The organism is Conexibacter woesei DSM 14684 (assembly GCF_000025265.1).
GTDB classification, from domain to species: domain Bacteria; phylum Actinomycetota; class Thermoleophilia; order Solirubrobacterales; family Solirubrobacteraceae; genus Conexibacter; species Conexibacter woesei.
Genome location: NC_013739.1, coordinates 1018233 through 1037204, shown reverse-complemented (window position 1 = coordinate 1037204; position 18972 = coordinate 1018233). Strand labels below are relative to the sequence as shown.

The window sequence follows — 18972 nt, the reverse complement described above, 5'->3', positions numbered from 1 at the left end:
CGGGCTAGCTCCGCTCTCCTGCGAGGAGGCGGTCGAGCCCGGCCTGTGCGCCGCCGTGGAACGCCATCGCCTCGAGCGCGACGCGGCCGGCGATCGAGCAGGTCGGCGAGGTCGCGCCGGCCTCCAGGCTCGGGGCCGCCTCGACGACGTCGACGCCGACGAGGCCGTCGCGCGAGACGCCGCGGACGATCTCGATCGCCTCACGGCTGGTGAGCCCGCCGGGCGAGGGGCAGCAGGTGCCGAGCGCGTAGGCGGCGTCGAGCGAGTCGACGTCGAAGGAGAGGTAGATGCCGTCGCCGGCGCCCGCGATCTCGCGCGCCTTGTCGGCCGCCCACTTGGCGCCCTTCTCCCAGATCTCCTCGAGCCAGATGATCGTGATGCCCTGCTCCTTGCAGTACGCCAGCTCGGTGCGCGGGTTCATCCAGCCGGAGATGCCGACGAGCGCGATCTTCGCGGGGTCGAAGCCGGCGTCGACGGCGCGCGTGACGGGACAGCAGTGGTTCAGCTCCTCGCCGCCGACGTCCGGCGCGGTGTCGAGGTGCATGTCGACGAGCACGAGGCCGGGGTCCGCGACGCGCTCGCGCACTGCGCGGACGGCGGGGATCGTGATCGAGTGGTCGCCGCCGAAGGTCACCGGCAGCGCGCCCGCGTCGAGGATCGCGCCGATGTCGGCCTGCGCGCGGGCGAACGTCTCGACCGCGTTGGCGAGCACGACGTCGCAGTCGCCGGTGTCGACCGGCTTGAGATCGAGCAGGTCGAAGTCGAGCGTGGCGTTGTACGTCAGGAACTGCGCGGACACCTCGCGGATGCCCCTCGGGCCGTAGTTGGCGCCCGTGCGGCTGATGTTGGTGGCGTCCCACGGCAGGCCGTAGATCGCGGCCTTCGCACCGTGCGCCTTCAGCGCGTCGGTGTCGGCGGCGACGTGCGGCAGCCGCAGGAACGATCCGACCAGGCCGGCGTGCAGCAGGCTCGTCCACATCGTCGGGTCGATCGGCTCAGGGGTCGTGCTTGACACAGCCTTTCCCTCCTCATTGGAAAGACGTTTTTGCATCTCTGACAGAGCAGGTTAGACAAAACGCTTTTGCAATGTCAACGCTCCGCGGGATAGTCTGTGTCTCCATGGGGATCAGAAGTCAGCGCATCGGCATCAAGGAAGTCGCGTCCGCGGCGGGGGTGTCGGTCACGACCGTCTCACATGCGCTGAACGGAAAGGGCCGCTTGCCCGAAGCGACCCGCCTGCGCGTGCGCAACGTCGCCGACCAGCTCGGCTACCGGCCGAACGTGACGGCGCGAAACCTCGTCGTCGGCAGAACGGGCCTGCTCGGTCTCGCCGTCTCCCAAGCGGGCGGGCCGCCGTTCGCCGCGTCGGACTTCGCCTACTTCGCACAGCTGATGATGGCCGCCTCGACCGAGGCGATCGCAGACGGCTACGCGCTCGTGCTCGCGCCGGCCGACGGCGCGCTCGACCCCAGCGGCGGGATCGCCGTCGATGGGGCGATCATCGTCGACCCGGTGAGGGAGGACCCGCTCGTCGAACGGCTGCGGCGCGCCGGCATCACCGTCGTGACGACCGGCCGCGACCCGGGCACGGGCGAGCGCGGCTACTGGGTCGACAACAACCACATAGCGGGCGCGTCGTCGATGCTCGACCACCTCGAGCGGCGCGGTGGCAGACGGATCGCGCTGATGACGAGCCCGATAGAGATCTCCTACACCTCCGACGTCGAGCGCGCGTACCGCGCGTGGTGCGACGAGCGGCGGATCGAGCCGCTGGTGAAGACGACCGCGCCGGACCTGACCGAGCGCGCCGGCTACGACGCCGCGCTCGACCTGCTGTCGCGGCCCGAGCCGCCCGACGCGATCTTCGCGACCTACGACCGGCTCGCGTTCGGCACGCTGATGGCCGCCGACGCCCGCGGCGTGAAGGTGCCCGACGACCTGCTGCTGGCGACGACCGCGACCGAGAGCCAGGCGCCCGAGCAGGTCAACCCGTCGCTGACGACGCTCAACCTCCACCCGGAGGAGATCGGCCGCAGCGCGGCCCGTCTGCTGGTCGACCTGCTTGACGAGCAGGAGCCCGCGCAGCGCCACGTGATCGTGCCGCACCGCGTGATCGCGCGCAGCTCGACGCGGCGCGGCCAGGGCTAGCCGCCGGCCGGGTCGACGGGGTCGACGAGGATCCCCCGCAGCACCGTCAGCGCGCGCTCGCGGTGGGCGTCCAGCTCGGAGACGAGCAGCTCCGCGTCACCCTCCCGCACCGCCGCCATGATGCGGTCATGCGCGGCGACCGCGTTGTTGCGCTCCTGCTCTGAGTTGTAGTAGAGCGCGCGGTAGGACTCGGTCGAGTCCCACAGCACGCGGATCAGCCGCAGCACGTGCGGCTGATCGGGCGACTCGAGGATCGCGAAGTGGAAGCGGCGGTTCGCCTCCAGCTCCGCCGCGACGTCGCCGGCCAGCGCCGCGTCGACGCAGTCGCGCGCGGCGCGCGCCATCCGGTCCAGCGCCTCGGCGTCGAGCGCCGGCAGCGCGTGGCGCACCGCGCGCGCCTCCAGCACGGCGCGCAGCGCGTAGATCTCGTCGAGGTCGGCGACGCTCAGCTCGGTGACGAAGTAGCCGCGCCGCGGCAGGTAGGTCAACTGCCCCTCCTGCTCCAGCACGCGCAGCGCCTCGCGCACCGGCACGACGCTGACGCCGATCCGCTCGGCGACCTCCTCCTGCCCGACGCGCTGGCCGGGTCTCAGCTCGCGCGCGACGATCGCGCCGCGCAGCCACTCGACCGCGTGCTCCTGCGAGGTGCGGTGCGGCCGCGCGGCTGGCCGCGTGCTCACAGGAGCGCCCCGGCCGGGAGAACGAGCCCCCTGGGCGAGCTCTCCCGACGCGACCCGAGGCCGCAGGCCGAGCGGTCGCGCATCATCGGAAGGCCTGGATCCCCGTCAGCGCGTGGCCGATCACGAGCGCGTGGACGTCGGCGGTGCCCTCGTAGGTGACGACCGACTCGAGGTTGTTCATGTGGCGGATCACCGGGTACTCGAGCGTGATCCCGTTCGCGCCGAGCACCTGGCGGGCGGTGCGGGCGACGTCGAGCGCGGCGTTGACGTTCGCCAGCTTGCCCATCGACACGTGCTCGGGACGCAGCGTGCCCGCGTCCTTGAGGCGGCCGAGGTGGAGTGCCAGCAGCGTCGACTGGTTCACCTTCACGGCCATCTCGGCGAGTCTCTGCTGCACGAGCTGGAACGACGCGATCGGCTTGTCGAACTGGATCCGCGTCTTGGAGTAGTCGAGCGCCGCCTCGAAGCAGGCGCGCGCGGCGCCGGCGGCGCCCCAGACGATCCCGTAGCGCGCCTCGTTGAGGCAGGAGAGCGGCCCGCGCAGCGAGGTCGCCTCCGGCAGCCGCGCGCTGTCGGGCAGGCGCACGTCGTCGAGCACCAGCTCGCTCGTGACCGACGCGCGCAGCGACAGCTTCTTGTGGATCTCCGGCGCGCTGAAGCCGGGCGTGCCCCGCGGCACGAGGAAGCCGCGGACGCCGTCGTCGGTCTGCGCCCAGACGACCGCGACGTCGGCGATCGTCCCGTTCGTGATCCACATCTTCTGGCCGTTGAGGACCCACTCGTCGCCATCGCGTCTGGCGCGCGTGCGCATCGAGCCGGGGTCCGAGCCGGAGTCGGGCTCGGTCAGCCCGAAGCAGCCGATCGCCTCGCCTCTGGCCATCCGCGGCAGCCACTGCTGCTTCTGCTCCTCCGAGCCCCAGCGCCAGATCGCGAACATCGCGAGCGAGCCCTGGACGGAGACGAGCGAGCGCACGCCGCTGTCGCCGGCCTCCAGCTCCAGGCAGGCGAGGCCGTATGCCGTCGCGCTCGCGCCCGCGCAGCCGTAGCCGGTCAGGTGCATGCCGAGCACGTTCAGGTCGCCGAGTCTGTTGGCCAGCTCGCGCGGGATCGTCGCCTGCTCGAACCACTCGCCGACGTGCGGGACGACCTCACCGGCGACGAACGCGCGCACGGCGTCGCGGATGTCGCGCTCCTCGTCGCTCAGCAGCGCGTCGATGCCGAGGTAGTCGTTGGGGCGGAGCGGCGGCGGGGCGGTCGTCGAAGCGGTCATGCGGGAAGTCCTCCGGGGCGGGCTCGTGGCGGGGCGAGGCAGAATTCTTATAAAATCTAATCATGACTTCGAGGAGAGAACCAGCCGGAGGCGCGGCGGGCGGCGCAAGCGTCGGCGGCCGAGCGCTCGGCGACGTGCTCGTGCTCGACTTCTCGCGCGTGCTCGCCGGCCCGCTCGCGACGATGCTGCTGGCCGACTACGGCGCGACCGTCGTGAAGGTCGAGCGGCCGGGCGCGGGCGACGACACGCGCGCATGGGGGCCGCCGCACGATGCCGCCGGGACCGCCACCTACTTCCTCTCCGTCAACCGCAACAAGCGGTCGCTCGCGCTCGACCTCAGAGACCCCGCCGACCTCGCGACTGCGCAAGCGCTGGCCGCCCGCGCCGACGTCGTCGTCGAGAACTTCCGGCCCGGCGTGATGGAACGGCTCAGACTCGACCACGCGACGCTCTCCGCCGCCAACCCCGGCCTCGTCTACGCGACCATCACGGGCTTCGGCTCCTCCGGCGAGGGCGCGGCGATGCCCGGCTACGACCTGCTCGTGCAGGCGGTCGGCGGGCTGATGTCGGTCACCGGCCGCCCCGAGGACCCGCAGAAGGCGGGCGTCGCGCTCGTCGACGTCATAACCGGCCTGTTCGCGACGACCGGCATCCTCGCCGCCCTGCGCCACCGCAGCGCGACGGGGGAGGGCCAGCGGATCGAGATCGACCTGCTGTCGTCGCTGCTCGCCGCGCTCGTGAATCAGGCGTCGGCGTACACCGCGGCGGGCGTCGTCCCCGGCCGCATGGGCAACAGCCACCCGAGCATCGCGCCGTACGACCTCTACGCTGCCGGCGACGCGACGCAGCTGATCGTCGCCGTCGGCAACGACCGCCAGTTCGCGAAGCTCTGCGACGTGCTCGGCGTGCCCGCGCTCGCCGCCGACCCCCGCTTCGCGACGAACCCGGCACGAGTCGCCGCGCGCGAGCCGCTGCGCGCGCTGCTGGAGGAGCGGCTCGCCACCGCGCCCGCCGGCGCGTGGAGCGAGCGGCTGCTCGCCGTCGGCGTGCCCGCAGGAGAGGTCAACGACCTCGCCGGCGCGTTCGCGCTCGCGCAGCGGCTCGGGCTCGACCCGATCGCCGAGCTGCCTCCGCTGCCGACCGCCGCCGACGCCGCCGCGCCGGCGCGCGTCGCCCGCAACCCGGTCCGCATGTCGGCCTCGCCCCCGCGCCACGACAGCGCCCCGCCCGCGCTCGGCGAGCTGGGCGCCGACGAGGCGCTGCGGCTGTTCGGCGCGGATTGAGCTGCGCGAGGCGAGCCGCTCGCGGTCTCGCCTGAGCGGCTCGCCTCGACCGGACGCTCCGCGCCGCAACCGCGCATCTCGCTGAAAGTTGTTCAGTGTAGGGTGGCGGCGTGGCGAGCCGCACGATCCTCAACCCGGCGACCGGCCGCTCGATCGCCGTCGTGCCCGAGGGCGGACCGGCGGACGTCGAGGCCGCCGTCGAGGCGGCCCGCGCCGCCTGGCCGGAGTGGGCGGACAGCACGCCGCGCGAGCGCGCCGCCGTGCTGCTGGCGATCGCCGACGCGATCGCGGCCGAGCGCGAGCAGCTCGCGCGGCTGGAGTCGGCCAACGCCGGCAAGCCGCTGCCGGCCGCGCGCGGGGAGATGGACGCCTGCTGCAAGGTGCTGCGCTACTTCGCCGGCGCGGCGCGCATCCTCGAGGGCAAGGCCGCGGGCGAGTACATGCGCGGCTACACGTCGATGGTGCGGCGCGAGCCGATCGGCATCGTCGCCGGCATCGCCCAGTGGAACTATCCGCTGCTGATGGCGGTGTGGAAGCTCGGTCCGGCGCTCGCCGCCGGCAACGTCCAGATCCTCAAGCCGGCCGAGGGCACGCCGCTGTCGCTGCTCGCGCTCGCCGACCTCACGCGCGACACGATCCCCGCGGGCGTGCTGAACGTGATCACCGGCGACGGCCCGACCGTCGGGCAGGCGCTCGTCGCGCATCCCGCGATCGGGCTCGTCTCGGTCACCGGCGGTTCGGCCACCGGCACGGCGATCGCCCGCACCGCGGCGGATACGCTCACGCGCGTCCACCTGGAGCTGGGCGGCAAGGCGCCCGCGATCGTGCTCGACGACGCCGACCTCGATCAGACCGTCGCCGCGCTGCGCGTCGCGGGCTTCGAGAACGCCGGCCAGAACTGCGTCGCAGCGTGCCGCGTCATCGCCACGGCGGGCATCTACGACCGGCTGCTCGAACAGCTCGTCCCGGCCGTCGCGTCATTGCGCGTCGGCGACCCGGCCGACGGCGACGAGATCGAGCTGGGTCCGGTCATCTCGCCCGCTCACCAGCGGCGCGTGCTCGGATTCGTGGAGCGCGCGGTCGCGGCCAGCGCGACCGTCCTGACCGGCGGCGACCGCGCCGCCGGCCCGGCCGGCGGCGCGTTCGTCGCACCCACCGTCCTCGCCGGCGTCGCGCAGGACAGCGAGATCGTCCAGAACGAGGTCTTCGGACCCGTCGTGACGGTCCAGCAGGTCGACGACTACGCGCAGGCGCTCGCCTACGCCAACGACTCGCGCTACGGCCTGGCCGCCTCGATCTTCACCGAGAACGCCGGCCGCGCCCTCGACGCCGCCCGCCGCCTGGAGTTCGGCTGCGTCTGGGTCAACGACCACCTCGCCCCGATCACGCCCGAGATGCCGCACGGCGGCTACAAGCAGTCCGGCTACGGCAAGGACCTGTCGGCGTTCTCGCTCGAGGACTACACGCAGGTCAAGCACGTCGCGATCCGGATCGGCGGCTGACCGAGCCCGGAACGCAGAGAGCCCCGCCGGTCGGCGGGGCTCTCGAAGCGTGCCGTGCAGGGCCGGGTCGCCGCTAGGAGGCGGACTCGGTCGCGGCCTCGCGCTCGTTGAGCGGCGGGGCCTCTCTGTACGGGTACGGGTTGGCGGCGTTGCGGTCGCCCTGGCCACCGGTCGAGGAGCCGTCCTCCTCGTGGTACTCGGCCTCGGCGTTGACGGCCCAGATGTCGTGTCTGGTCCCGTCGAGCAGGTTGTCGACCGCGCGCATCGCGGTCAGCATCGAGTGGTCGGAGTTGTTGTAGCGGTGCAGACCGTTGCGGCCGACCTGAACGAGGTTCGGCGTCTGCGCGAGCCACTCCTTGACGACCTCGAGGTTTCTCGCGTACTCGCCGTCGTAGACCGGGTAGGCCTTGTGAACGCGCGTCGCGAACCCCATCGTGACCTTCGACGGGTCGCCGAGGCCCATCTGGCCGAGCTCGCTCTTGGCCAGCTCGACGAGATCCTCGTCCTTCATGTTCCAGAGCGAGTCGCCCTCGAAGCAGAAGTACTCCATGCCGATCGACGCCTCGTCGTCGTTCGGCACCATCCACGGGCTCCACGAGCGGAAGTTCTGGATCCGGCCGACTTTCACGCCCGGCTCGTGGATGTAGATCCAGTTGTCGGGGAAGAGGTCTCTGCCGTCAATCACGAGCGAGACCGTGAGGAAGTCGCGGTAGCGCAGCCCGCGGCCGGCGTCGCGGACCTCGGCGGGCGCCTCCGGGTCGGTGATTCTCGTCGTCACGCCGAGCGGCAGCGACGAGATCACGGCCTTCGCCTCGATCGTCTCGCCGCCGGCGATCACGCCGGTCGCAACGCCGTCTCTGATGAGGACTCTCGTGACGGGTGCGTTCATCCGCACCTCGCCGCCTCTGGTCTCGATGTCGGACTTCATTCTCTCCCACATCTGGCCGGGGCCGAATCTGGGGTAGTGGAACTCGCCGATCAGCGATCTGATCTCGTTGCCCTTGTTGCCGAGGAAGGCGGCCTTCGCGGCGGAGAAGAACGACAGGCCCTTGATCCGCTGCGCGGCCCAGTCGGCGCGCAGCTCGGACGTCGGGACGCCCCACACCTTCTCGGTGTAGGTCTTGAAGAACTGCGTGAAGAGCCATCTGCCGAAGCGGTTGGAGACCCAGACGTCGAGCGTCTCCTCCGGCTGCGGACGGACCTTCGTCTTGACCGCCGCATACAGGTACGAGCCGCCGGCGCGCATCAGGTCGACCGGGCCGAGCTTCTTCAGCACGTCCATGCCCTCGAGCGGGTACTGGAGGAACTTGCGCCGCCAGTAGATGCGCGACTGGCGCGGGCGCAGCAGGAACTCGCCCTTCATGATCTCCAGCCAGAGGTCGTCGACCTCTCTGACCTTCGTGAAGAAGCGGTGACCGCCGAGGTCGAAGCGGTACTCGCCGCCGTTCGGCGCTCTGCGCACCTCGGTGCGCGCGATGCCGCCCACCTGGTCGGTCGACTCGAGCACGATCACTCTCTCCCCGCGCTTGGCGAGCAGGTAGCCGGCGGTCAGGCCGGCGGGACCGCCGCCGAGCACGACGTACGGGCGGCTGTCCTCGGAGGCGGGGGCGGTGGGTCTCGTCTCGTTCTCAGTCATATCCGTTCGTCTGTGCGCTCGTGGCTTGAGTTCAGGGAACCTGGGTCGCGGGCTGGTCGCGGACCTTCTCGTAGAGAATCCCGACGTTGCCGACCGTCGAGGCGCCGCGGTAGAACTGCGGTGCGACGTCGATCTGTCTCAACGTGCCGCCGGGTCTCGCGTCGGCCTGAAGGATCGCACCGAACTGCGCCGACCGGCGCCGGGCGAGCTGCGTCCAGGGCGCCGACCAGTTCTCCACGCCCTCTGTGAGGGGCCGCATGAAGAGCACCTTCTGGCCGGGTCTGAGGCTATCAAGGAGCGGCGGCAGCACATCACGCGGTTGTGCTGCTTCGTACTTGTCCATCGCGTCGACCCAGTCCATGTGACGGGGGTCGTCGACGATGCCGGCGGAGTCCGCGTACCTCAGTCCCGCGGGCAGGTAGTACCACGCCAGCGGGGTCTGCTCGGGCTGCCCGGTTATCACCAGGTCGCCCGGTCTCATCTGCGATCCCGCCTCGGCGCCGATGTCGCGCACGGAGCTCTTGTAACCGTCGACGAACGGTCTCGGGTTCGCCCAGAAGACGGCGAGCGCGGCGAGCGCCACGAGGCCGAGGACTCTGGCGCGCGCGAGTCCGAGCGCGGTCAGCAGCAGCATCGGCGCGAGCGCGACGGCGAAGTAGCGCGAGACCCAGGCGGGCGTTATCTGCGAGATCGTCCAGGCGATCACCAGCGTCGTGATCGGGATCAGCAGCAGCACCCAGATCGACAGCCGCTCGCCGTCGTTTCTGCCCTTGTTCGCGGCCAGCGCGGCGGCGGCGCCGAAGCCGCCGACGAGCAGCATCACTATCGAGGCGCGGTCGCCGCCCATCAGGTCGCGCGAGATCTGGATCGGCGCGCCGAAGCGGGGCGCTCTGCCCCACGGCGCCGCCGTGTGCGCGGCTTGGAACAGCAGCGTCGGCAGCCACGGCAGGAACAGGATCGCCGCGGCGGTGAAGGCGGCGAGCCCTTCGATCGCGAGCGTTCTTCTCTCCTCGCTGCGCCACCACAGGAAGATCAGCGCGAGGAAGGCGGCGAGGCCGTAGAAGATCCCCCAGCCGTGGGTGTAGAGCATCAGCGTCTGCAGGACCGCGAACAGGACGACGTAGACGCGGCCTCTGCGGTACGCGAAGGCGTGCAGGAAGCAGGCGGTCGCCAGCAGCGCCAGCAGCGCCATCAGCGAGTACATCCGCGCTTCCTCGCCGTAGGACGTGAGGAACGGGTTGAGCGCGCAGATCGCCGCGCCGATGTAGCCGGCGCGCTTGCCCCACAGCGACCAGCCGGCCCACATCGCGGCCGGGATCGTCAGCAACGAGAAGATGAGCGAGAACCAGTGGACCGCGGTCTCGGTGCGGCCGAACGCGTCCATCCACAGGTTCAGGCCCATGTAGTAGAGCGGCGGCGAGCCGTCCTCTCTCAGCACGCCCGGGATGTCCATCAGGTCGTGCGAGGCGATCCCGACCGAGAGCCCCTCGTCCATCCAGAACGAGCCCGATATCGAGCGCGTGCGGACGTAGATCGAGATCGCCGTGAGGACGATCAGCGCGGCTGCCGCGAGCAGCGCGTCAGGCGCTCTCAGCTCGAAGCGGCGGTTGGTTCTCGGGACTGCGGCCGTTGCCATCGGCGGACTGAGGTTACCGGCGCCCTAGGCGCCAGGCTTCGGAGGACAGGTCGAGTACAGGTGCGTGCTGCGCTGCGGGACGAGCAGTCTGTAGCCCGCCGGGAACGGCCCTCTCGGCGCCCACGGGGCGCGGCCGGTCGAGCGCGAGGCGACAGCGGCGCCGCCGGCCGGATCCGGGTCCATCCGGACGTCCATCGTGTGTCTGTCGATGTGCCAGGCGACCATCGGGACCTGGTACATGCCCGTCGCGACCGGGCCGCAGGCGGCGAAGTGCTTGCCGCCGCCGACCTTCGCGAGGCTCTTTCTGAGGTCGATCCGCAGCTCCGCCTGGTAGCGCAGCGCGCGGTCGAGGTCGCCGAAGGTGCGGAACTTCGGGCCGGCCCAGTGGTAGGTCGCACCAAGCAGGACGACGCAGGCGGCGACGCCCGTCCCCAGCATCAGCGCCTTGCCGTGGCGCTCGCCGCCGAATCTCGCGACGACGTCGCTCGCGATCTGGACCGCCCAGCCGAAGCCGACGCCGCCGACGACGGCGATCAGCGTCGTGCCGAGGATGATGTAGCGCGGGTTGCCCGAGAAGCCGGCCTGCGTCATCAGCGCGATCTCCGCTATCCACGCGAGGGCGAGCAGCGCGATCACGATCACCGCGCCCTGACGGCGGGCTCTGATCCACTGCCAGACGGCGATCGCGAGCGCGAACGCGGCGGCCGCCTTGACCGGCGTCAGCATCAGCGGCCACGTTCTCTTGATCACCTCCCAGAAGGGGAAGTCGGCGAACGCGGGGCTGTTCGGGTTCGGTCTCTGCGCGCGGTCGGCGGCGCGCCAGAAGTTGCCCGAGCCCCAGTACTCCGGCAGCAGCCAGAGCACGGGGATCAGCACGCCGCACACGATCACGAGCCAGAGCGTGCGGCGGTCGCGGTCGATCAGCAGCAGCCAGAGGCCGTAGAGGCCGAGGAACGGCCACACCTCCGGGCGCAGCAGCGCGGCGAGGAAGCCGAGCACGAACGCCTGCCGGTACTTGCCGTCCATGTGCCGCTCGATGCCCCACAGCGTGAACGCCACGAGCAGGCCCTCGGAGTTGCCGAGCGTCATGTTGCGCACGAAGCTCGACGAGATGATCAGCGCCATCGCGGCGATCACGCCGGCGATCGTCTTCGCCGGCAGGGAGCCGCCGGTCAGCCGCCAGGCGAGCCGGAAGACGAGGATGATCGACATCACCGCGCCGGCGCGGCCGACGATCAGCCAGAGGTCGGGCGCGGCGTCGCCGAACGGCGCGAAGGCGGTCGTGAACATCACCGTCAGCGGCTTCCACGACGGGCCGCCCGTCGTCGTCAGGTCGAACTGCGTGATCTCGCGGCCCCAGACGATCCACGCCCACGGGTCGTACGTCGGCGTCGAGGGGTAGAGCAGCGTCAGCGCCGCGATCGCGACCGAGATCGCCGCCAGCAGCGCGTAGACGCGGCCGTCGGTCGCGTGCTCGCGGACGTTCGCCGGCGTCAGGCGCGCGCGCAGCGCGTCAAGCCAGGCAGGCGAGGATTCGATCGGTGCAGTCGATGCTGAGGGCACGGGGGAAGGTGAGGGGGACGGCTTCACGCGGTCGACGCGGCGGTGTCCGCGTGCTTCTCGGCGCGTGCGGCTGCGGCGGCCTCGTGCTCGGCGCGCTGCTCCGCGTGCGCCGCGTCACGAGCCGCCCGCACGCGCGAAAGGCCGCCATAGCGTACGACGAGCAGCACGAAGCCGACGATCGTGATCGGGACGAACAGCACGAAGCGCAGCAGGATCAGGTAGGACAGGACCGCGCTTCTGGACGCGTTGGTCACCGCATTGACCGCGAAGATCACCGCGGCATCGTACGTGCCGATGTAGCCGGGCGCGGCAGGGATCAGCGCGGCGGCGTTGGTGAACGCGACGACGGCGAGCCCGTCCTGCAGGCCCAGCTCGATGTTGACGGCGTGGCCGACGGCGATGTAGACGCTCGCCTCGACGCACCAGATCGCGAGCGAGACGACGAGCAGCACGACGCCCTGGCGGCTCAGCAGCTGCTTCGTCGGCTGTGCCATCGGCACGAGCGCCTCCAGCACGAACAGCAGCCGCTCGCGGAACTTCAGCAGCGCGACCGCGGTCGCGATCAGCAACAGCACCGCGAGCACGACGCCGATCAGGATCACGGTCGAGTTCGGCGGCGGCAGCTCGCTCAGCAGGTTCGAGGCGAGGACGACGAGGATGATCCCGAGCGCGATCGCGTCGAGCACGCGCTCGGCGAGGATCGTGCCGAGGATCGTGCGCTTGGTCGAGTCCGGGACGCGCGAGCCGAGCAGGAACGTCCGCAGCAGCTCGCCGCCGCGGGCCGGCAGCACGTTGTTGCCCATGTAGCCGATCGGCGTCAGCGCGTAGGCGTCGGCGCGCTTGGCCTTGACGCCGGCGCGGCGCAGGATCCGCTCCCACCGCTCGGCGCGCATCAGCGTCGCGACCGTGTACAGCGCGAGCGCGCCGACGAGCGCCATGATCCCGCCGAAGTCCGACGGCAGCGTCGGCGCCTCCTGCTTGGTCGCCCACCAGACGACGCCGACGATCGGCACGAGCCAGACGATGCCGACCAGGATCCGCTTGCGGGCGGGCGTCATCAGTATCTGACGCCTCGTGCGTCGAGACAGTCCTCGATCTTGCCGAGGTCCTCGTCGCCGAGGTCCCCGACGGTGAACAGCGCCGGACCGATCGCCTCGGCGCCGGCGGCGTCCTCGGTGTTGTTGAGCGCCCGGCTCTGCGCGTCCTGGAGCGTGCCGGTGAAGATGATGTAGGCGCCCGAGGTCGTCGGAAGGATGTTGACGCGCTCGCGGTAGCGCTCGTCCTTGACCGCTCTGACGCCCTTGCGCTCGACGCAGCCGATCGTCTGATCACGCGGGTCGAACGCGGTCGCCTGCCTCGTCCCGGCGCCGGTCTGGGGCTCCTCGAAGCCCTGGCCGACGTTCGTGCCATCGCTGCCGCAACCGGCGAGGCCGGCGGCAAGGATCAGGGCAGGGAGAAGCGCAAGGGCCTGACGACGCATCGCGATCACAGGCTAGAGGATCGCGGAGCGGGCAGACCGCACGGCGCCGTGCAGGACGGACTGCGCCGACCTCTAGACTCCGGCGCCCCATGCTCGCGGTCCCCTTCGCGCTCGCGGGTCCGGCGCCCGAGGCCGGCGCCGTCGTCGCCGTCCTGCTCGTCGCGTGCGCGCTCGTCGCACGCACCACGCGCCTGCGTGCCCTCGCGATGAGCGGCGCGCTGCTGCTGGCGCCGGTCCTGCTCGTCTCCGACATATGGGACTCGCCGCAGATGCGGACCGTCCGCGACCGCCCGACGGCCGCGCTCGCCGCCGTCGTGCTCGGGCTCGCGGCGCTCGGCCTGCTGGCCGCGCTGATGACGCGCCGCCCGCTGCTGCTGCCGCTGCTCGCGGTCGCAGCGCTGCCGTTCCGGATCCCGATCGAGGTCGGCGGCTCCAGCTCCAACCTGCTCGTGCCGCTGTACCTCGTCGTCGCGGCCGGGACGCTCGCGTTCGTCGTGCCCGCGCTGCGCGCCGACCCCGAGCTGCCCGAGCCCAAGCGGGCGTGGGAACCCGGCTGGCTCGAACGGCTGCTGGCGCTGTTCGTCGTGCTCTACGGCGTGCAGGCGACCTACTCGGCCGACTTCGACAAGGCGCTCCAGCAGATCGCGTTCTTCTACGTCCCGTTCGCGCTGCTGTTCGTGCTGCTGGCGCAGATCGAGTGGACGCCGCGGGTGCTGAAGGCGTGCTTCGCCGTGCTCGTCGGGCTCGGCCTCGTCTTCTCCGGGATCGGCTACGTCGAGTACGCGACGAGACACATCTTCCTCAACCCGAAGCTGATCGCGTCGAACGAGCTGCACACCTACTTCCGCACCAACTCGGTCTTCTTCGACCCGAACATCTACGGCCGCTTCCTCGTGATCGCGATGCTGGCGGTCGCCGCCGGGATGCTGCGCACGACGCGCGGGAGAGTGCTCGCCGCCGGCGCGGTCGTGCTGCTCGCGCTGTGGGCCGGCCTCGTGCTGACGCTGTCGCAGTCGAGCTTCGTCGCGCTGCTCGCCGGGCTCGCGGTGCTCGCCGTGCTGCAGTGGGGCGTCCGCCGGACGCTGCTGCCGGTCGTCGCCGTCGTCGCCGTCGCGGGCGTCGCGGTGCTCGCCTCGCCCGGCACGTTCGGCGTCGACCTCGACAACCTCGACGCCTCCTCCAGCGGCCGCTTCGGGCTCGTGCGCGGCGGCGGCGAGCTGTTCGCCGACAAGCCGGTGCAGGGCTTCGGCACGGGCGCCTTCGAGGTCGAGTACCGCACGGAGAACCGCCGCACGTCGGGCGACGCGGCGGTCGCGTCGCACACGATCCCCGTCACCGTCGCGGCCGAGCAGGGCGTCGTCGGGCTGCTCGCGTATGTCGCGCTGCTCGCCGTGGCGCTCGTCCGGCTGCTGCGAGGCGCGGCGGCGACGGCGGCGCGCGCCGCGATCGCGGCCGCGTTCGTCGCGCTGATCGTCCACACGCTGATCTACGCCGCGTTCCTGGAGGACCCGCTGACGTGGGCGCTGCTGGGGATCGGCACGGCGCTCGCCGCGCAGGCCGCGGCGGTCCCGAGAAGACGCCGCGCCCACGCTCAGGACGGTGCCGCGGCGACGCCGAACGGCGGTCTGCGCACGACCGACACGTCGCTGCCCGCGACGTAGGACGAGCCGCTCGCCGGCGCGAGCGGACGCAAGCCTTCTTGCAGCAGCGCGCGCGGGCGGTCGGCGCAGAGCGCCCGCGCCTGCTCGACTCCGAGCCCCAGCTCGCACGCCGCTCTCAGCGCCGCGGTCAGGCACGGCGGGCGGCGCGGGCCGTGCGCGTCGGAGGCGAGCAGCCCGGCGTGGCCGCCGGCGAGGATCCGCGCCGCGTTGCGGCGCGCGCGTATGCCGTGGAGCCCGAGCAGCGACGAGGAGCTGACCTGGGCGAGCGAGCCGCGCTCCAGCTCGCGCATGAGGCCGCGCATGTCGTCGTCGAACAGCGGCAGGCAGCGCTCGGGATGGGCGAGCACGATGCCGTAGCCGGCGGCGCGCAGCTGGTCGGCGGCGCCGTGCAGCGTCCGCATCGCCCCGTCCAGCGGGGCTTCGAGCAGGATCCAGCGGGCGTCGGCGGGACCGTGCGCGATCAGCTCCAGCTCCTCGGCCGAGAGGCGCGGGACGCCGCGCACGCCCAGCTCTCCCCCGGCCTCGACGACGAGCGGGATGTGCGCCTTCGCGAGCGCGGCGTTGACCTCCGCGACGCGCCACGGCAGCTCGGCGACGTCGACGGAGGCGACGTGCGGCGTCGCGGTCGCGGCGACGACGCCGTCAGCGACCTCGAGCCCGGCCAGCTCGAGCGTGGCGTCGAGATCGGGCGGGCCGTCGTCGACGCCGGGCAGGAGGTGTACGTGCAGATCGACGAAGCCCGAGTCCATGTCCACCTCTATGAACGGCAAAAGGCGGCTCAGGTTTCGCCGGGTGGGGGATGATCTGACGCGATGGAGCGCTTTGCCGTCACGTGGTTGTGCAATACGGCGGCCCTGTGGGCCGCGACCGAGCTGCTCAGCGGCGTGCGCACCGGCGACGACAAGTGGCTGACGCTGATCGTCGCGGCGCTCGTCTTCAGCGTCGTCAACATGCTCGTCAAGCCGCTCGTGACGCTGCTCGCGATACCGCTGATCATCCTCACGCTCGGGATCGCGCTGTTCTTCGTGAACCTGCTGATGCTGTTCCTGACGAGCTGGATCGTCGGCGGCTTCGAGATCGACGGCTTCTGGGCCGGCGTCGCGGCGACGCTGATCGTGTGGGCGGTCAACGCGCTGCTCGGCGCGCTGTTCGACCGCGACGAGGCCGACTGATGGGTGCGGCGGCCGCCGCCGGCGCCGCCGGTCCCAGCGCGGCCGCCAAGCGGTGGACGCTGATCGCGTGCATCCTCGGCTCGGGGATCGTCTTCCTCGACGGGACGGTCGTGAACGTCGCGCTGCCGGCGATCGCGGACGACCTCGACAGCGGCCTCTCCGCCCAGCAGTGGATCGTCGAGGCGTACATGCTGACGCTCGGCTCGCTGATCCTGCTCGGCGGCTCGCTCGGCGACCTGCTCGGCCGCAAGCGCGTCTTCGGCGTCGGCGTCGCCGGCTTCGGCGTCTGCTCGCTGCTGTGCGCGATCTCGCCGACGACCGAGGTGCTGATCGTCGCCCGCGCGCTGCAGGGCGTCGCCGGCGCGCTGCTCGTGCCGAGCACGCTCGCGCTGATCATGGACACGTTCCCCGAGGACGAGCGCGGCGCCGCTATCGGCAGCTGGACGGCGTGGACCGGGATCGCGACCGTGATCGGCCCACTCGGCGGCGGGCTGCTGCTGGAGGCGGTCTCGTGGCGCTGGATCTTCGCGATCAACGTCGGGCCGGTGCTGCTGTGCCTGTGGCTGCTGCGCCACGCGCCCGAGGGCCACAGAGCCGAGCAGACGCCGATCGACTGGGTCGGCGCGGCGCTGTGCGGGCTCGGCCTCGCCGGTCCGGTGCTCGCGCTGACCGAGCAGCCCGCGCGCGGCTGGGGCGCACCGCTCGTCGCGTTCCCGCTGATCGCCGGCGTCGTGCTGCTGGCGGCGTTCCTGTGGTGGGAGCGGCGCACGCCGACGCCGATGCTGCCGTTGTCGATGTTCCGCTCGCGCAACTTCTCGGTCGGCAACCTCTCGACATTCACGCTCTACGGCGGGCTCAACATCGCGACGCTGTTCCTCGTCCTCTTCCTCCAGCAGGTCGCCGGCTGGTCGCCGGTCGCGGCCGGCGCCGCGACGCTGCCGCTGACGCTGCTGATGTTCCTGCTGTCCAAGCGCTTCGGCGCGCTGGCCGACAGATACGGACCGCGCCGCTTCATGGGCTTCGGGCCGCTGATCGCCGGCTGTGGGCTGCTGCTGATGCTGCGGATCGGCACCGACCCGAGCTACGTGACCGACGTGCTGCCGGCGATCCTCGTGTTCGGCATCGGGCTGTCGATGACCGTCGCGCCGCTGACCGCGACGGTGCTGAGCGCGGCCGGCGTCGAGCACGCCGGCGTCGCCTCCGGCGTCAACAACGCCGTCGCGCGCGTCGCGGGCGTGCTGGCGATCGCGATAGCCGGCGCAGCGATCGCGGGCGCGGCGAGCGCGAAGCTCGACAGCGAGCTGGACCGCGCCACGCTCACCCCGGCGGCGCAGGTCGCGGTCGACAGAGCGCAGGAGAAGCGGCTGACCGACAGCGCGCCCGGCGCGCCCGCGGCGGAGCGCCAGCAGGTCGACGCCGCGCTGTCAGACGCGTCGCTCGCGGGCTTCCGCGTCGGGATCGGGATCGCCGGCGGCCTCGCGCTGCTCGGCGGCGCGATCTCGCTCGCGGGGATCCGCGACCCCCGCCGCCCCGACGCCGTCCCGTGCGAAAGCTGCCCCGGCGGCGCGCTCGTCGGCGCCTCGACCGAGTCGCGCGAGCCGGTCACGGCCTAGCGAAGCGGCCTCGGCCTGCTCCTTAAATGCCGCGGCCGCGCTGGAGCAGCGCGGCCGCGGGTAGCGAGGGGGCTTTCGTCTGGGGTCATGCGGCTTCGCGCAGGGCCGAGAGCGAGGTCTCGCGGGAGAGGCGACGGAGCGCCTGCTCCTCGATCTCGCGGGCGCGGCTCGAGCTGACGCCGAGGCGTCTGCCGATCTGCGTCAGCGTCTGCGGCGGCTCGCCGGCCGTGCCGAAGCGGAGGTGGATGACGGTCTTCTCGTTGTCCGGCAGGTCGTCGATGGCACGCTGCACCGTCTCGTGGCGCAGGGTGTCCGCGACTTCCTCGTCGGGTTCGGGGGTGTCGGTCTTGATCAGCGCACCGAGGGCGGTGTCGCCGTCCTCGCCGACGGGCGCGTCGAGGCTGGTCGGCTCGCGGTCGGCTCTGCCGGCCTCGATCACCTGCTCGACAGGGAGTCTCGCCGCCTCGGCGATCTCCTCGTCCGTCGCGTCGCGTCCGTGCTTCGCCGTCAGCTCACGGCGGATCCGCGCGACCTTGCGGGCACGCTGTCCGACGTGGACGGGGAGGCGGATCGTGCGACCGGTGTTCTCGAGGCCGCGCTGGATCGACTGGCGGATCCAGAGCGTCGCGTAGGTCGAGAAGCGGAAGCCCTTGCGCCAGTCGAACTTCTCGACTGCGCGGATCAGGCCCAGCGTCCCTTCCTGCACGAGGTCGCCCATGCCGAGGCCCTGGCCCTGGTAGTGGCGGGCGATCGACATCACGAGTCGCAGGTTGGAATTGACCATCCGCTCCTTCGCCGAGAGGTCGCCGCGCTCGATCCGTCTCGCGAGCTCGATCTCCTCGGCCGGCGTCAGCAGCGGCCAGTTGCGCGCCTCGCGCATCAGCAGCTGGAGCGGGTCGAACGTCGTGTCGTTGGTGTCGTGGGGGTTTGCGAGCGTCTTCATGTCAGCCTTGGTCTTCGTCTTGGGATCCTTTCAATACCTACTACTGTGCTAGGTATTGTACGCCTAGATCATTGCTTCGTCAACCACTTTCGCTCGCGCGTAGCACTGGTGCGGAGCGGGGACCCTCCACATGTAGTCACATCCCCCTAAGGAGGACCTCAAATGGCCGACGACGGATCTGTCGACAGACTCAAGGGCAACGTCAAGAAGGCGGCCGGCGAGCTGACCGACGACGAGGGCCTCAAGAACGAAGGACGCGTCGACAAGGCCGAGGGCGGGATCAAGGGCAAGATCGACGAAGCCGCCGACAAGCTCCGCCACGCCCTCCACCGCGACAAGTAGCATCGACGTGGCCCTGACCACAACTCGTTAACACGTCGATAAC

17 protein-coding genes are annotated in these 18972 nt (G+C 71.5%); 7 read left to right on the top strand and 10 right to left on the bottom strand.

Annotated features, from left to right (window positions below; all coding sequences use genetic code 11):
• Window positions 1-4: 4 nt before the first annotated feature.
• Window positions 5-1015, bottom strand: coding sequence for an agmatinase (gene speB, locus CWOE_RS04950; RefSeq protein ID WP_012932476.1), 1011 nt, complete (start codon window positions 1013-1015; stop codon window positions 5-7).
• Window positions 1016-1119: 104 nt separating this feature from the next.
• On the opposite strand from speB, the gene CWOE_RS04945 reads away from it, so the two are divergent.
• Window positions 1120-2148, top strand: a complete 1029-nt coding sequence (locus tag CWOE_RS04945; protein ID WP_012932475.1) for a LacI family DNA-binding transcriptional regulator — start codon at window positions 1120-1122, stop codon at window positions 2146-2148.
• Here the strand turns inward: CWOE_RS04945 and CWOE_RS04940 are convergent.
• Window positions 2145-2828, bottom strand: coding sequence for a GntR family transcriptional regulator (locus CWOE_RS04940; RefSeq protein ID WP_012932474.1), 684 nt, complete (start codon window positions 2826-2828; stop codon window positions 2145-2147). The two genes, CWOE_RS04945 and CWOE_RS04940, sit on opposite strands and share 4 nt — an antisense overlap.
• A gap of 82 nt (window positions 2829-2910) precedes the next feature.
• Window positions 2911-4098, bottom strand: coding sequence for an acyl-CoA dehydrogenase family protein (locus CWOE_RS04935; RefSeq protein WP_012932473.1), 1188 nt, complete (start codon window positions 4096-4098; stop codon window positions 2911-2913).
• Between the two features lie 62 nt (window positions 4099-4160).
• On the opposite strand from CWOE_RS04935, the gene CWOE_RS04930 reads away from it, so the two are divergent.
• Window positions 4161-5381 carry a CaiB/BaiF CoA transferase family protein gene (locus CWOE_RS04930; RefSeq protein WP_012932472.1) on the top strand — a complete coding sequence of 407 codons (1221 nt, stop codon included), beginning with the start codon at window positions 4161-4163 and terminating at the stop codon, window positions 5379-5381.
• Window positions 5382-5491: 110 nt separating this feature from the next.
• Entirely contained in the window at window positions 5492-6883 is a 1392-nt protein-coding gene (locus CWOE_RS04925; protein WP_012932471.1) for an aminobutyraldehyde dehydrogenase, read from the top strand.
• 73 nt (window positions 6884-6956) lie between these two features.
• On the opposite strand, the gene CWOE_RS04920 is transcribed toward CWOE_RS04925, so the two are convergent.
• The 5 genes from CWOE_RS04920 to CWOE_RS04900 are packed head-to-tail and all read right to left on the bottom strand — an operon-like array spanning window position 6957 to window position 13198.
• Window positions 6957-8519, bottom strand: coding sequence for an NAD(P)/FAD-dependent oxidoreductase (locus tag CWOE_RS04920; RefSeq protein WP_012932470.1), 1563 nt, complete (start codon window positions 8517-8519; stop codon window positions 6957-6959).
• Between the two features lie 31 nt (window positions 8520-8550).
• Window positions 8551-10155, bottom strand: a complete 1605-nt coding sequence (locus tag CWOE_RS04915; protein WP_012932469.1) for a glycosyltransferase family 39 protein — start codon at window positions 10153-10155, stop codon at window positions 8551-8553.
• A gap of 24 nt (window positions 10156-10179) precedes the next feature.
• On the bottom strand, window positions 10180-11718 hold the full coding sequence (locus CWOE_RS04910) for a hypothetical protein (RefSeq protein WP_012932468.1): 1539 nt from the start codon (window positions 11716-11718) through the stop codon (window positions 10180-10182).
• Between the two features lie 23 nt (window positions 11719-11741).
• Window positions 11742-12776: a lysylphosphatidylglycerol synthase transmembrane domain-containing protein gene (locus CWOE_RS04905; RefSeq protein ID WP_012932467.1), complete on the bottom strand. Its 1035-nt coding sequence runs from the start codon at window positions 12774-12776 to the stop codon at window positions 11742-11744.
• Window positions 12776-13198, bottom strand: coding sequence for a hypothetical protein (locus CWOE_RS04900; protein ID WP_012932466.1), 423 nt, complete (start codon window positions 13196-13198; stop codon window positions 12776-12778). The genes CWOE_RS04905 and CWOE_RS04900 overlap by 1 nt, the downstream gene beginning before the upstream one ends.
• Window positions 13199-13287: 89 nt before the next feature.
• On the opposite strand from CWOE_RS04900, the gene CWOE_RS04895 reads away from it, so the two are divergent.
• Complete coding sequence (locus CWOE_RS04895) at window positions 13288-14859, top strand: O-antigen ligase family protein (protein WP_012932465.1); 1572 nt, start codon at window positions 13288-13290, stop codon at window positions 14857-14859.
• Here the strand turns inward: CWOE_RS04895 and CWOE_RS04890 are convergent.
• Window positions 14790-15608: a CpsB/CapC family capsule biosynthesis tyrosine phosphatase gene (locus CWOE_RS04890; protein WP_012932464.1), complete on the bottom strand. Its 819-nt coding sequence runs from the start codon at window positions 15606-15608 to the stop codon at window positions 14790-14792. The two genes, CWOE_RS04895 and CWOE_RS04890, sit on opposite strands and share 70 nt — an antisense overlap.
• Before the next feature lie 63 nt (window positions 15609-15671).
• Between CWOE_RS04890 and CWOE_RS04885 the strand changes: the two genes are divergently transcribed.
• Together CWOE_RS04885 and CWOE_RS04880 are read left to right on the top strand one after the other, a co-directional pair.
• Window positions 15672-16031: a phage holin family protein gene (locus CWOE_RS04885; protein ID WP_012932463.1), complete on the top strand. Its 360-nt coding sequence runs from the start codon at window positions 15672-15674 to the stop codon at window positions 16029-16031.
• Entirely contained in the window at window positions 16031-17644 is a 1614-nt protein-coding gene (locus CWOE_RS04880; protein WP_012932462.1) for a DHA2 family efflux MFS transporter permease subunit, read from the top strand. Before CWOE_RS04885 ends, CWOE_RS04880 begins: the two co-directional genes overlap by 1 nt.
• An 85-nt stretch (window positions 17645-17729) precedes the next feature.
• Here CWOE_RS04880 and CWOE_RS04875 read toward each other — a convergent pair whose 3' ends face one another.
• The gene (locus CWOE_RS04875; RefSeq protein ID WP_012932461.1) at window positions 17730-18587 is read right to left on the bottom strand and encodes a sigma-70 family RNA polymerase sigma factor; all 858 of its coding nucleotides are present in this window, start codon (window positions 18585-18587) and stop codon (window positions 17730-17732) included.
• Between the two features lie 162 nt (window positions 18588-18749).
• On the opposite strand from CWOE_RS04875, the gene CWOE_RS04870 reads away from it, so the two are divergent.
• A complete protein-coding gene (locus CWOE_RS04870) occupies window positions 18750-18929 on the top strand; it encodes a CsbD family protein (RefSeq protein WP_012932460.1) in 180 nt (59 codons plus the stop codon).
• The last annotated feature ends 43 nt before the right edge of the window (window positions 18930-18972 follow it).